This window comes from Novosphingobium sp. G106 (assembly GCF_019075875.1).
Classification (GTDB): Bacteria; Pseudomonadota; Alphaproteobacteria; order Sphingomonadales; family Sphingomonadaceae; genus Novosphingobium.
On the sequence record NZ_JAHOOZ010000001.1, the window covers coordinates 5,140,779 to 5,153,360 of the forward strand.

14 protein-coding genes are annotated in these 12,582 nt (G+C 61.8%); 8 read left to right on the plus strand and 6 right to left on the minus strand.

Translation table 11 applies throughout. The annotated features are described in order from the left end of the window. Positions 1-278: 278 nt before the first annotated feature. Together KRR38_RS25065 and KRR38_RS25070 are read left to right on the plus strand one after the other, a co-directional pair. Positions 279-692, plus strand: coding sequence for a hypothetical protein (locus KRR38_RS25065; protein WP_217406160.1), 414 nt, complete (start codon positions 279-281; stop codon positions 690-692). A gap of 27 nt (positions 693-719) precedes the next feature. Further along, on the plus strand, positions 720-1,154 hold the full coding sequence (locus tag KRR38_RS25070) for a hypothetical protein (RefSeq protein WP_217406161.1): 435 nt from the start codon (positions 720-722) through the stop codon (positions 1,152-1,154). 223 nt (positions 1,155-1,377) lie between these two features. Here the strand turns inward: KRR38_RS25070 and KRR38_RS37495 are convergent, their stop codons facing one another. Together KRR38_RS37495 and KRR38_RS25075 are read right to left on the minus strand one after the other, a co-directional pair. After that, the gene (locus KRR38_RS37495; RefSeq protein WP_309141205.1) at positions 1,378-1,497 is read right to left on the minus strand and encodes a DUF6771 family protein; all 120 of its coding nucleotides are present in this window, start codon (positions 1,495-1,497) and stop codon (positions 1,378-1,380) included. Positions 1,498-1,661: 164 nt separating this feature from the next. Further along, entirely contained in the window at positions 1,662-2,432 is a 771-nt protein-coding gene (locus KRR38_RS25075; RefSeq protein WP_217406162.1) for a hypothetical protein, read from the minus strand. Between the two features lie 286 nt (positions 2,433-2,718). Here KRR38_RS25075 and KRR38_RS25080 point away from each other — a divergent pair, with 286 nt between their 5' ends. The 3 genes from KRR38_RS25080 (at position 2,719) to KRR38_RS25090 (ending at position 3,963) form a co-directional block, all read left to right on the plus strand. Then, positions 2,719-2,976, plus strand: coding sequence for a hypothetical protein (locus KRR38_RS25080; RefSeq protein ID WP_217406163.1), 258 nt, complete (start codon positions 2,719-2,721; stop codon positions 2,974-2,976). Between the two features lie 209 nt (positions 2,977-3,185). Then, positions 3,186-3,329 (plus strand): hypothetical protein, encoded by a 144-nt coding sequence (locus tag KRR38_RS25085; RefSeq protein ID WP_217406164.1) that lies wholly within the window; start codon positions 3,186-3,188, stop codon positions 3,327-3,329. A gap of 421 nt (positions 3,330-3,750) precedes the next feature. Then, a complete protein-coding gene (locus KRR38_RS25090; protein WP_217406165.1) occupies positions 3,751-3,963 on the plus strand; it encodes a hypothetical protein in 213 nt (70 codons plus the stop codon). Between the two features lie 22 nt (positions 3,964-3,985). Here KRR38_RS25090 and KRR38_RS25095 read toward each other — a convergent pair whose 3' ends face one another. Then, the gene (locus tag KRR38_RS25095) at positions 3,986-4,870 is read right to left on the minus strand and encodes a ParB/RepB/Spo0J family partition protein (protein ID WP_217406166.1); all 885 of its coding nucleotides are present in this window, start codon (positions 4,868-4,870) and stop codon (positions 3,986-3,988) included. A 375-nt stretch (positions 4,871-5,245) separates the two neighbouring features. After that, complete coding sequence (locus KRR38_RS25100; RefSeq protein WP_217406167.1) at positions 5,246-5,920, minus strand: recombinase family protein; 675 nt, start codon at positions 5,918-5,920, stop codon at positions 5,246-5,248. A 1,178-nt stretch (positions 5,921-7,098) separates the two neighbouring features. Here KRR38_RS25100 and KRR38_RS25105 point away from each other — a divergent pair. From KRR38_RS25105 to KRR38_RS25115, 3 genes are all read left to right on the plus strand, one after another. Then, positions 7,099-7,590 carry a hypothetical protein gene (locus KRR38_RS25105; protein WP_217406168.1) on the plus strand — a complete coding sequence of 164 codons (492 nt, stop codon included), beginning with the start codon at positions 7,099-7,101 and terminating at the stop codon, positions 7,588-7,590. A 164-nt stretch (positions 7,591-7,754) separates the two neighbouring features. Beyond that, positions 7,755-9,908 carry a hypothetical protein gene (locus KRR38_RS25110; protein ID WP_217406169.1) on the plus strand — a complete coding sequence of 718 codons (2,154 nt, stop codon included), beginning with the start codon at positions 7,755-7,757 and terminating at the stop codon, positions 9,906-9,908. A gap of 96 nt (positions 9,909-10,004) precedes the next feature. Then, positions 10,005-10,511 carry a hypothetical protein gene (locus KRR38_RS25115; protein ID WP_217406170.1) on the plus strand — a complete coding sequence of 169 codons (507 nt, stop codon included), beginning with the start codon at positions 10,005-10,007 and terminating at the stop codon, positions 10,509-10,511. Positions 10,512-10,783: 272 nt separating this feature from the next. On the opposite strand, the gene KRR38_RS25120 is transcribed toward KRR38_RS25115, so the two are convergent. Together KRR38_RS25120 and KRR38_RS25125 are read right to left on the minus strand one after the other, a co-directional pair. Then, positions 10,784-10,933, minus strand: coding sequence for a hypothetical protein (locus KRR38_RS25120; protein ID WP_217406171.1), 150 nt, complete (start codon positions 10,931-10,933; stop codon positions 10,784-10,786). Next, a complete protein-coding gene (locus KRR38_RS25125; RefSeq protein ID WP_217406172.1) occupies positions 10,923-12,554 on the minus strand; it encodes a recombinase family protein in 1,632 nt (543 codons plus the stop codon). The genes KRR38_RS25120 and KRR38_RS25125 overlap by 11 nt, the downstream gene beginning before the upstream one ends. Between the last annotated feature and the right edge of the window lie 28 nt (positions 12,555-12,582).

The window sequence follows — 12,582 nt, forward strand, 5'->3', positions numbered from 1 at the left end:
CGTGAGCCTTGCCTCCAAAAGGCGCTCAGTACTCCTCAGGGGGCCAATGAGGGCCTTGGCGATAGTTTCGGCAATCCGGGTTCCATCGCGTCCTTTTGGTACTCAGTGGATTCCTGAGGCCAATTTCGGGACGGTTGCCGTTCTTGTTGTCTGCCACCCCTCACGATACCATCCGCTACCAGGGGGGTGAAACATGCGCGGACGAATATTGCTGCCGCTGCTGGGTTTGTCCTTGGGCGGCTCTATTGGACCTTGGGCCGGCGGAACAGGGGGCAAGCATGTCTGATGACTTCGCGAACAGCGTAAATGAACAGGCCATAGAAGCGTCCAATATGGTCCTAAAGACGCTAATCATTTTGCACGGAGGCGCGTCCATCGGGCTACTCGCATTCCTCGGTAATCTGATAGGGAAATCTCCGCCCCTTCGAGCCGATAAGGTGGCTAATGTTGCTATGTCGATCACCTCATTTGGTTGGGGTATCGTGGCCGCAGTCGTTGCCATGGTCTTAGCTTATGCGACCCACTACCTGACGGTAGCCACTCAATGGGGGCGCGAAGAACGGCGGGATGACTATCGGGCAGGCAAGACCATTATTCATGGCCTCGCGATATGCCTGACGACGGTCTCTCTGATTTTATTCGTATGTGGCATGTTCAGCGTGCGGGATTCGATCATTCAGATTTTGGACTAGGAAATTTTCCTAAGGCAGGGGGCAGTCATGTGGCCATTCAAGCAGAAGCAGAAGCCCGCACTGCGAGCGTTGGTATTCAAGACTGGTGAGGCGTTCTTGGAGTACCATTGCAAGTTCATGATGACCCGCCTTGAGCGGGGGGTGAGCTTAGCGGCGTTGGTCCTGGACCCTGGTGAAAGCTTCGGTAGCGTCCCGGTAAAGGCGGACGCTGAGGGCATCCAGACCGCAATGCTCCGCGTCGCTTCCCGAGACGGGGGCTTCGTCGTGCTGGCTCAGACGGCATCCAAAGGTGAACTTTTGAAGCCAGGCGACACCGTTGCTTGGATCGCCGGGGAATACATCCCCTTGTTAGCAGAGGGTGCGGATGATCCGCGTTTCGGTTGGCTGGGTTTGATAGCCGCGAAGATAGCGCCCGAAATCAGCATGTCGAAAGATGAGATGACGGTCCTCTGCCACTACTAGGCGGTTGGCGATAACCACAGCGAGGCCCAGCTCAAGCTCGATGCGCACCGGACGCACCCTGCGTCGCGTTCGCCCCCCGCAGGTCCGCCACCAGAAGCGGACGCGGGCATCCGGTAAGCTATCGCTTCAACCGCGTAGAGCGGCTCCAACCGGGTAGAGCCGGAGAGCGGCATTCAAGAATGCACGTCGGCTGGCGCGTGCCTTCTGCTGTCCAGCGCACGGCTCACAAGGACAGCGTGAGTTGGTCTGGGGACGCTTTCGGTGCACGGTCCCCTAGGACCCATCGAGCAAGCTCAAAGGCCATGTCTTCGCGTAGCCTTTCGACAGGTGCTGTCGTGCCGATCCAGGCCTAGCCGAGGAATGCCAAATGCCGCCCGTCGATGCCGGCGACGATGAACTGCGCTGGGCTCCAAGGTCGGCGATACGTCCAACAACTAAGGAGGCCAGTATCCGACCCGGCAGCGATGAAGTATTCGGGGTTGGCGATCAGGTCGGCATTGCTGTTTATCATGGAAGATCGCCGTCCAGGTCGTCACGGGGAAACCCGACGCTCTTGGAACTGGTCAACCATGTGCCATTGCTCTGGATCTCCAGCCGGGGCGCTGAGAGTGCTTTGAGAGCCTCGGTCACCGGCAGTTGGAGCTGGCCTTTTTCGGCCTCCTTCGCCTCCGCGACGCCATGCATGAGATTACTCAGGAGCTTGTTCGCAACCTCATATGAAGCCCAGGCAGCTCCCGGCGCCGCCCAAATCTCAAAGACGACCCGTGCAATGGTCATCATGTTGACCCGGCGCTTATCTAGCTCGGCTTCGAGCGCCGCCAGCCGTTTCAGCAACGCCTCGCGCTTAGAAACAGTGAGGTTGGCATTCTCGATGCACTCGCGGAGGCCATTTATGTAGCCGCGAAGCGTATTCTTAGTTTTCGGGAGTATTTCAACGGTGTCCGACCTAGACTGAAGCGCTGTGTCCAGAACGGTAGACGTAACGAAATTATCTATATCGAGCTTGAACTCGTGATAGTCGAACTCATTGCGATGGGGTATTGGGAGGGACGCGAACGGCTCTACCTTGAGCCGCATGGCCGACCCTACCATGGCGTTCATGAACGAGTATCTGATCGCTTCCAGCCGACGCCACTCAGTCGCTTCCTCTTCATCGAGATTTTGCGTCCGCTCCTCCAGGGTCCTCTGGGCCATCGTGATCAGTTCCATGAACGCGACCTTCGGGTCCTCGTCGAGGTCGTTTAGCTGTTCCCGGCTGACGAAATCCAAGATGCTCATTCGCTCTCTTTCGTGGTTACAGGTGAACATTACCACTGGGCGCGGCAAACGCTCAAGTTCCTCCTCCGACCTTTGGGTGCCTAGTCGGTGACCCCGAGCTTCGCGACGCTTTCTTTCCCGCTCCTAGGGCGTACTATGGTTGCGTTGGGCGGGGGCGGCCATGCATATCGTCATTGTTATCGCGTGCGTCATCCTCTGGGTCTTCATACAGGCGTCTTTGAAGGACCGGGGCAACCCGCCTCGCACGCGCGGCTCCCTCCGCTACCAGAGGCGAAAGGCCAGCAAGATGGGGGTGGCCCCGGAAGATGTTGAGATTTCTCCCCGGCCCGTCGACTGGGAGCCTACCGAACCGATCGGGGATGGTCACGTCAGCGACTTGGCCGACGGGCTAAGCGGGGGGTGCCTGTCGGTCGTGGTGATGTTCGCCGGTATCGTCGTAATCTTCGCCAGCGGGGGCAGCGGCGACCTCATGTTCCTGTGGATGCTGGTGGTCCTGGTCGGGACGGCCTTGGTCCACTATGACCGCACGGGGCGCTGGTTCTAGCTCTCGCCCGCCAGCCGCGAAAGCCGCCAGCCGAGGAGACGGCCACCACTTCGGACCCATTCGGGCCTCCCGCGCCCACTTCGCCCGCTGTAGGATCGCTCGGAGCAATTCAGCGGAAGGTTGTGCTTATGAACGACCCCTTGGTGAGTGCGATCGGCAATGCGCTGACCGTCCTCACGACCCTCTTGCAGCGTCAGGGAGCCTTGGACATGGCGCGGTATGCAAGCGTGCTTTCACTAGTGGGGACCGTCGATGCCGACGACAAGCCGGAAGAGAGCAAAATCCTCTGCACCTGGGCGGCGATGGTCCAGGACGTTGCGGAGGGTATCGCCGAGGGCGACAGGCCTCACTAGCTCAGGGCTTCCGGGGGGCCTAGGTCCAAAACAGATGCAAATCCCGTGGACCACTCGGCCTAGCGTCTGGACACACCGGGCATCGTGACCGAACACAGCCATCAATACGGAGTTGCGCCATGTTCCTTCCCGCCGATGCCATCAAGTCAGGTACGATACTGGACGTTCCGACCGGCGCCCTTTGGCTGCCCACGCGCCGGCTCTCGGTTGTGTTTTGGAAGCTCGGAAACGGCCATGACGCGCGGTACCTCTCGTTCGGGGGGAAGTCAAAATCTTCACATGTTTGACGGCAGCGGTTTTCACGAAGACGACCTTGGCCTGATCATCTCGGATGTCCGCCTGGAGGTTGATGTAACTAGCATGGTCAAAGATGAGGAGGGGGGCTCCGGGTCTTCTGCGCGTTATGGGGGACAAGGCCGCCTTGATCGCTTTGGGCTTCGGGGCATTTAGCCAGCTTGAAGCCTTCTGGCACGACCTCGACACGCCAACCAACCGCAGCGACGCATTCTTGGGCGCACGCGACGCGATGTTTAAGCGTTGGCAGCTCATCACTACCGTGCGGGACGAGACCGTCGCGCTGATCACAGTGGGGGACGATGTGAACTTACTGTGCCGAGCGCCTGCTAAGGACTGATCGTCGCCGCAGAGTATCCGCTTCAGATGGCCAACTCATCATCGGGACCATCGGGACCGTCCGGGCCAAACTGGCTATTCCATTGCTCGCGAGCGGCTCGGGCTTCTATCATCTCGTCGAACAGGTGGCTGTCATAGGCCTCCAAGGCCTCCAGGACCAACAGCGGCCTAGCCCCCAGCTCCATTACGGGCTTCAGTCTCTTCGCCAGCTCCCGCCTAGTCTTAGCGTCCCGATCGAAATCCCCCGTCCAGTCACGATCGCTTTCTAGGCCCAGGACCTCGGCTTTGGCGCGTGCCCAGGTAGCAACGTGCTCCAGGTCCCTTCCGGCCCCCTCAAGCTTGCCCCGGTGCTCCCGCATGTTGGCGATCGTCCGCTCGCTCACTCCGAAGCGGTCGGCCAACTCGGCCTTCGATCCAGACGCGGCTCGCGCTACAGCCTGCCACGCCCTGGTCAACTTGTCGGCCTCCACCAGCGGCAGGCGGTCCTTCTTGTTCTCGGCTAGGCTCAGCCCGATCGCCCATTCGATCCGGTCGGGTCCTCTCCGGTCCGAGTGCTCCACAAGCACCGGGATGTCCTTCGACCAGCCCGCCCGCTCATAGGCCTTGATACGGTGATGCCCATCCGCGAGGACCCATCGGTCACCGAACGCGACGACAGTAACGGGATCGAGAGGCCTCCCGGCCTTGGGCTCTCTGGACAGCTTGGCGATATGCGCCTCGCTTCGGCCTGGGGCGTACATGACCCCCTCAAACCGAGGCTGGAACAGCGCCGGAATATGTTCGATCGCTGACCGGGGGAGGCTCGCGGGGCTATCGGCCCTGGGGTCCTGCCATGCCCACCGCTCTAGGTTGTCGAATGCGCCGGCAGTCTGTGAAGGGGCGGCTATGTCTACGTCAGGAATCTTCACGTGGTTCCTTGGCGGCCAGCGGCCATCAGAGTGCAAATGGGTTGTGCATGGTGCATAGGTAGCCTCGGGGCCGATAGCAAGCCCCACGGAGCCCCTGCGGGCACCTGAGGGCGCCTTGAGGCCCCTGTCGACTGCACCTGTCGCCGGCTAAGGCGCCTCTGGCTTTCCTATGGGCCGGGCGCGACCTTGGGGACCTGTCGGCTTCTGGAGGTCCCGGAAGGCCCGACTTAGTCCCTTTCAGACCACGCCTACAGGGCACAGCAACAGCGCTCAAAGGCACTGCGGTTTCCTGAGGTATCTTTGATAAGCCATTGTGTGATAATTATAACACACTCATTTTGCTACCCGATTATTTCCCGCGCCCAAATCGGCCCCTCAGGCCTCCAGGCGGGCCAACAGGTTCCGCACGGACGTAGGATACCACTTGCCTCCGCGAGGGGTCTCCATGCGCAGCTCATTCAGCTCGGACGCGATGCCTTGCAGAGAGGTGATACCCCGGCCTTGTATGTCTTCGACGACCGAGCGGAGCTTGGAGGCGTGGCGATCGGCGGCCTCTTTCAAGGCCCCCACGGCAGCGTGGTTGCCCTTCGCGGCCTTGCGGAGAGGAGCGGCACCGTTGGGATTGCCCAAGCGCTGTCCTCGGGCCTTAGCGGCGGCCAAGGCGGCTTTGGTCCTCGCCGAGATGGCCTCACGCTCCTGCTGCGCCACAAGCGCCAAGATGCCCACGGTGAGATTGCAGGCCTCGGGCATGTCGGCAGCCATGAACCGGACGCCGCTCTTCTGGAGCTGGAGGAGGAACGCGGCATCACGGCTGAGCCGGTCCAGCTTCGCAATGATCAACGTGGACCCGGTCACCTCGGCTCTGTGCATCGCCTTCGCCAGCTCGGGCCTGTCGTCCCGCTTGCCGCTCTCGACCTCAGTGAACTCCGCGAGGACCTCACAGCCCCTGGACAGGCAGAACTTTCCTACGGCCTCCCTCTGGGCCTCAAGGCCGAGCCCGGACCTACCCTGGGAGGAGGTGGAGACGCGGAAATAGAGAACAGCCTTCATGGTCCTGTAGGTCCCTGTAAACTTGCCTGACGTTCGTTAGGCGATTTTATAAGACTCTGTCAACGTCCCCATTCATCCGGTCTGGATCATTCCCCGCCTTGGTCGATCCGACCCTTGTGGTTAGCCTGGAGGTCCTCAGTCGTTTCGAGTGCGACCGAGGCATGGGGGGGCTTGAGTGGCCTGGGCCATGCTCCAAGCTTGGGCGACGGCTTACGCACCCCGTCCCGCCGTCGCCCACCCTGGCCTCCCGGAGACGGAGCGGTATGACCCGGACTTGGTCGGCCAAATGTCGGCGCAATGTCGACGTGAGCGGGCATGAGACTGCGTAGGGTCCAAGCGGCATCGAGTGGAGCGGCAGCGGCGATCGGCGAGGGGGAGGGGTGTTGGGCGCTATCCAATGTTCACAATGACTTATGTCGTTTACGGGTCCCCTCCAGGCGGTCTGATGTTACTCCGGGGATCGGAGAATGCGCGTTTCAAAACCTGGGGCTTCGCTGCGACGGCTGTGATTTTGCCTCGGACCTCTCTGTCACCCCCGGTTTCCCTGAGTTTTCGCACGGCCTTGGGTCCCCTTTGGCCGCCTTCTGGTTCCAGCGATAACGGGGGTTGGCCTCGCGCTGCCGAAGGGGGGCCGCTCCTGTGCAAGAGGCCTCCTTCAGGTGGCCGCAATCGCGTCCGTTTCCCCATCCCGCACTGGTTGTTTCCCGAGCCATGAGAGGCCCCCATGGGCGCTGAAAAGAAGGCTAAGAAAAACCACGTAATATCAGGGCGTTGGCATTAGTGCTAACCTTAGGACAAACATGCGCCTCCGGCCTGCCCCCCTATTAGTACGGGCTTAAGCACAACCGGCCCTGCCGCATCGCTAAATCCCCCCACCGAAATCGACGGGTTAATTGGCCGCCTTCGGGCGCCTGTTGTCCACCTCACCGCCCTTGACGATTAGCTAGCGTCCCTCCGGGCACCCAACTCCTAGGAACCATCATGAACACCACCAACGAAGCCGCTTCTGCGGCCCCTCAGTCGCGTCCAGACCCCTTGGCTTCTGACGCCCCACCATCGCCACCACCAGAATGCCAGACCTGCCGCAGCGCTCTCTGGATCGACCTTGACGGAAGCCCGATCGACGCTCCCACCGCCCCATCGTCTCAGGCGGATTGCACCACGTCGAGGCCTAGGTCATGAGCAATATGATGCTTATGGGCGTGGGCCGTGCGCCGGCATTCGTGATGCCTCCCCCAAGCTCGACGCTGGACCCCGCGAACACAAGCCCCCGCGTAAACCTGTCAGCCGGCAACCTCATCATGACGATGAACGCTGGCGCAGATCGCTATGACATGTCTCGCTGCACAGTCGGTCGCGGCAACGTGGATGGTAAGTTCGCGTTCTCAGCGCGTCCTGCTCCAGTTTCAGGGGGCGCTACCGATGTCGGGTTCTGCGACAGCACTACACCACTCAACGGCTCGTCGTTCGCCTCGCCTACGCCCTCACTGAATCTCGCTGGCAACGGAGGTTACTACTTCAACGGCGACGGTGCCTTCTCTGGCTATCCCGGAATACCCTTCAATGGGTCCAACTGGATCACCCTGCTGATGATCGTCAGCGGTAGCGGCACGGTTCGGAAGCTGTACGAGTATTATCTTGGCTACGGCTGGGGGGGACATCTGCGGTGATCCGGGCGCCGGAGGTACGGGTCATGACATCTCGTCATACTTCCCAAGTCTCATCTATCCCACCGGCACTACGCTCAAGGCCGGCGATGCGATCGAATTCATCTTCGACACGGCATCGCTCAAAGGTGCGGGTTCAATGCCTACCGGAACGGTGGGGTGGTAACATGAGCGGAACCATCCAAGTCCGTCTCCCCGATGGGAGCCTCGTCGCCATCGCCACCGACGACCCGCAGGCAGCGGCAGCGGCAGCCCGCAAGCACTGGGCCAACAAGAACACCAGCACCCTCGACGACTGGAAAGATAACCTCATCGACAACGTCACGCCCAACTGGGCTGACGAAATCGCAGGCATCGGGGGCGGCATAGGCTCATTCGTCACAGGGCGAGGCTGGAGCCAAGGCTTCAACGAAGCTCAACAGCGGACCCTGGAGCGACAGGCAGCCTACAAGAAGAACCACCCGATCGCCCATGCGACGTCGGCCACTGCAGGCACGGCGGCATCGCTGGTCCTTCCGGCTGGCCGTGCGCTCGAAGGCGCCTCTCTGGGCCGCAAGGCTCTCCAGGGTGCCAAGGTGGGCGGGGCCTACGGTGTCATCTCTGGTGCGGGCGAAGGCGAAGGTCTAGATTTGGGCCGCCGTGCGACCAACGCGAGTTCCTCTGGAGCTTATGGAGCCGGAACGGGTGGCGTGCTGCCTTTCGCCGCCGCTGGGACCCAAAGGCTCGGCAGAGCGGCCCGCGAGTACATCCCCGGTGTGGACTATGTCGCCCGGAACCTTCCCCGTGTGCCGCGTGCTATCATCCAGGCGGCAACTAAGCGCCCTCAGCCGCCCGTGTTGAGTGCCGGAGCCCAGCAAGCGAATAGGTTGGCTGCCCGAACGATGGGCCAGGGTCGCATCGTCAACGGTCGTAATATGTCCGGCATTGATGCCAGCCCTTCGGCCATCCGGGATGAGGTTGCCCGCCGCAATGCTCAAGGTGTGCCTGCGGTCCTGGGGGACATCACAGAACCAATGCGGGGCCTGACTAACCGAGCATCCCGTGGTGCAGCTCCCGCACGCCAACGACAGACGACCGGCCAGGACATGGTCAAGAGGGTCCTAGCGGATCGGAAGGCGACCGAGGCCACCCGTGTTCGCCAGCACATTCGCGAGACGATGCCCACGGTCGACGACCCGATAGCCTTTTTGGAGCAGCAACAGCGGTCGGCCAAGCAGGCGGCGGCACCTCTGTACCAAGAGGCGTATCAGAAGCCCGTCTATCGGTCGGCGCCTATCCAGGCGATCGAGCAGACCCCCGCGTTTCGGGACGCCCTGCCGCAAGCCTATCGCAACGTCCGAAACCAGATCGACGAAGTCACTGGGCTCCCGAAGGTTCCGAACGCCATGGGCTTCCGGGACATGCCGAACATCGACCCGAACGGCCTACCGCCGAACTTCCCTTACTTCCCGCACCCCGATGGGCGTGGATATGTAGCGGTTGATGATGGCCTGTCCTTCGAGGGCTACGACCAAGTCACCCGCGCCATGCGGGATGCTGGCGAGGCGGCTGGGACCCTCAATCCGCTCACGGGTCGGGTCCGGGATAACGGCAGCTCGGTACATATCAACGCGAGGGCGAACGACCTCCGGGGCCACCTGCGTTCCCAGAACTCGGCTTACGACCAAGCCGTAGGCCGCTATGGCGACGACATGACCTACACCAACGCCTTCGAGCAGGGTGGAGAAGTCGGGACTCTCACCGGCCATGAGGTCAATGCCCAGCATAGGGCGCTGCCGGAACAGGCCCGCGAGGCTTGGGCAACTGGCGCGGGTACGGCTATGGCGGATGCGGCCTCTCAGTACGGCGCGAGGGTCCCGAACGGCGACACGGCCAACCACGTCAGGCAGATGCTCGGGGACGACATCAAGCAAGGCGCGATCGGTGAGATGGGTGGCAACACTGGCGGCGTCCAGGCGCTCCAAGACCGGCTGGATGCCGAGAGCCAGGGTCACTTGAACTGGCAGGCAGTCGACAGAAGCGCTCGGAGCGCCAGTAGGCAAGGCCTGGACGAAATGGGCGGGGGAGGGGTCCCCACTTCCATGCGGGGGGGCGTTCGGCAAGCTGGTGGATTATATGTCGGCCCACGCTGCCCCTCGCTACCGGCAGGACGTCAAGGACCGCATCGGTGCAATCGTGACGGCTTCCGATGCCCACTCCGTCGACCAAGTCATGCGAGAGCTGAACGAGCAAGCCCAGCGGGACCAGAGCTTCGGAGACCTCCTGCACAAGTCGGGAGTGGTGACCTCCGGCGTCTACGGGGCCAACGTCGCCCCAAGTGACCCGCTGCCCGAGGAGTACGGGCGTTGAGCGAGCAAGTGTCTATCTACGGCCCGTGCATGACGTTGGCCCACAAAGGCCACCCCATTCGGATTCTCATGGTCCGAGGGGTCCCATGGTTCAGCCTGCGCGATGTAGGCGACGGCCTGGGGCTGAGCGAGTTCGGATTGGACCAAGTCAATGCTGCAGGTTTCCCGGCCTATGCAAAGATGGTCGTGGCGGAGGAGGCGGACCCCGCGATACCGGGCGATCCTGAGGACCAGATTGTCTTGAGCCCCGTCGGCGTCTGGCACCTTACGACCTTCCTGTCCGATCCGGGCAGGGGCCAGCACCTCGCGAACTGGGCCAAGAAAGAAGCGGCCCTGCTGTGCCCCAGTCCGGCGCCCGGCGATCCAGCCGTCTTCCTTCGCCTTCTGGAGGTCAACGGTCGCAAGGAACTGCCACCGTACCCTTGGAAATATTCCGGTCGCCGCTCGGAGTGGCACACCCTCCGGGATAGCGATGATTGGCTCTACGCCCAGATCGCGAACAGGGGGCTAACCCTCAAGCCGCGCCGGGTCCTCAACGGTCGCCCAGGCGTGCCCGAGATAGCTGCTACGGCCTGATGGCCCACTAACGAAAACGCCTCCAGAAAGCCCTCACGGGCCGACTGGGGGCGTTTTTTTTTCGAGTGCCGGCTGTACGATCGCTAGCGCAGCAAGTTCTGGACCCCCCCTCGATGTGCGTTCCACGTCTGAGACACGGCGCTCCAGCTCTTGGTAGGTGACAATCCTCCGCGCATCGACCTCCCGGAGGGCTTCGCGCAACTCATAGTTTTCCCATAGGGCGATGCCGAGCCCGATGCCGACGATTAGCCATTCCCACCAAGCCACAGCGGTTAGGCCTCGGCTGCCAGGAGACGCTCAAGGTCCCCACGGGTTATCACGACGCTATGAGGCACGCCGCGCTCGTCCCGCTGGCAGACCACGAACACGCCGTCTCCCATGGGCACCGCATCGCCGTCGCCGAGCTTGATGTTATTCTGCATGGACTTCCTCCTCTTGCGACCAGACCCACCCTGGGCCGGACCATTCTGTAAAGCTGTTGTAGGGGACTAGGCATGTGCCGCCGTGGGTCCACTCTAGGTGTATGAGGTGGCCCTCCCAGTCGATGACCGCTCGTTTGAAGATCGACCGGAGCGCTAGGTTGATGCGGGCTGGATCGGGTTCACCGTCTGCAGGCTCTAGGGCCTCCAGGGCTCTGTTGACCCTCGCGCCCACCGTGAGGCCTGTCGCTATTTCCTGCCGGTCCTTGAGGTTCCTAGCGGCTTCCTTAGCTTCCTCTAGCTCTGCCTCTGCATCCCTGAGGCGCTGGGCTAGGGCTGGGGACCTCCCGACATAGGACAGATCGTCAATGAGCCGGTCGATTACGTCGTGAAGGCGGTCGAGGCGATCGTCAGCGGCGCGGACGGCATCAACAAGCTCCTCATCCTTGCCGCCCACGCCCTCAAGGTCCCTAAGGCGAGATGGCAGGCTTCGTAGGATAGCGTCTTCAATCAGCTCGCACCGAACGGACTTGTAGACGCACCCAGCGTGCCCCTGCGTCTTGGCTTTCGCTCGGGTGCAGACGTAGGCAGGGCGGGATCGCTTGCCCTTCGCCACTCTGGTCATCGTTGAGCCGCACTTGGGGCACGCGGCGAGGCCCGCCAGGACATTTGTGATCGGGGCGTTTGCGTGTCGGCCCCTCTGCGGAGCGCTTAGAGCCTGCCGAAGGGCCTGAGCTTCCTTGTAGGTTTCCTCCGAGATGACGGCGGGAAAGTAGTGGTCGATGGGATCAAGTGCCCGCCTGCTCTTTCGTGTTCCGTCGAACTCCATGACGTGCGGACTGAACGTCCCGAGGACGGCAGGATTCGCCAGCACCTTGGCGATATAGGACCGTTGCCAGAAGCTCCCACGTCCCCATGGGGCAATTCCCTCACGATTGAAGGTCGCAGCAATCCTGTGCTGTCCAACACCCTCCAGGGTCATCGCAAATATGCGCTGCACTAGGTCCGCCCGCTCCGGGATAATCGCGAAGATCGTGCGGTCCTCCGAGAGCTTGAGCCACGCTGGGGCCTTCGAGGTAAGACGCTTCCCCTTTTCGACGTCGGCCCGCTTACCCTCCCAGGCAGCCCTGAGGCGGCTGGATTTCGTCGCGCTCTCGTCGTTCGCCCGCATGAAGATCATGAGCGACCACATCAGATCCATGTGATCGTTATCTAGAGATGTGGAGGTGTATTCACGCCCATCATTCATGGTGACGACGCTAACGCCGGTCTCGACGATGTCTTCGAGGACCCTCAGCGCTTTTCGAGGTGTCAGGCGACTGATCCTGTCGAGCTGCTCCACGAGCAAGAGGGAGCCTTGTGGGACTTGGCCGCTCCTCACAGCTTCTACGAAGCACGCAAGGCGCCCTGCGTCAGCGTTCTGTCCCCGATAGGCTGACACGCCCACGTCGTGAAACGTCAGCTCGTGATCGAGGTCTAAGTCGTTCTTCTCGGCGTAGGCCAATGCCATCGACGCCTGACGCCGAAAACTGTCCCCCTTCACCTGTTCTGGCGTCGAAAACCGAAGGTACGAATAGGCCTTGCGACGCACTTGCGGGCGATCGTTGGTGGGAATTTCGCTCATCTGCCAACTTATGCCTCACTGGTGGTCT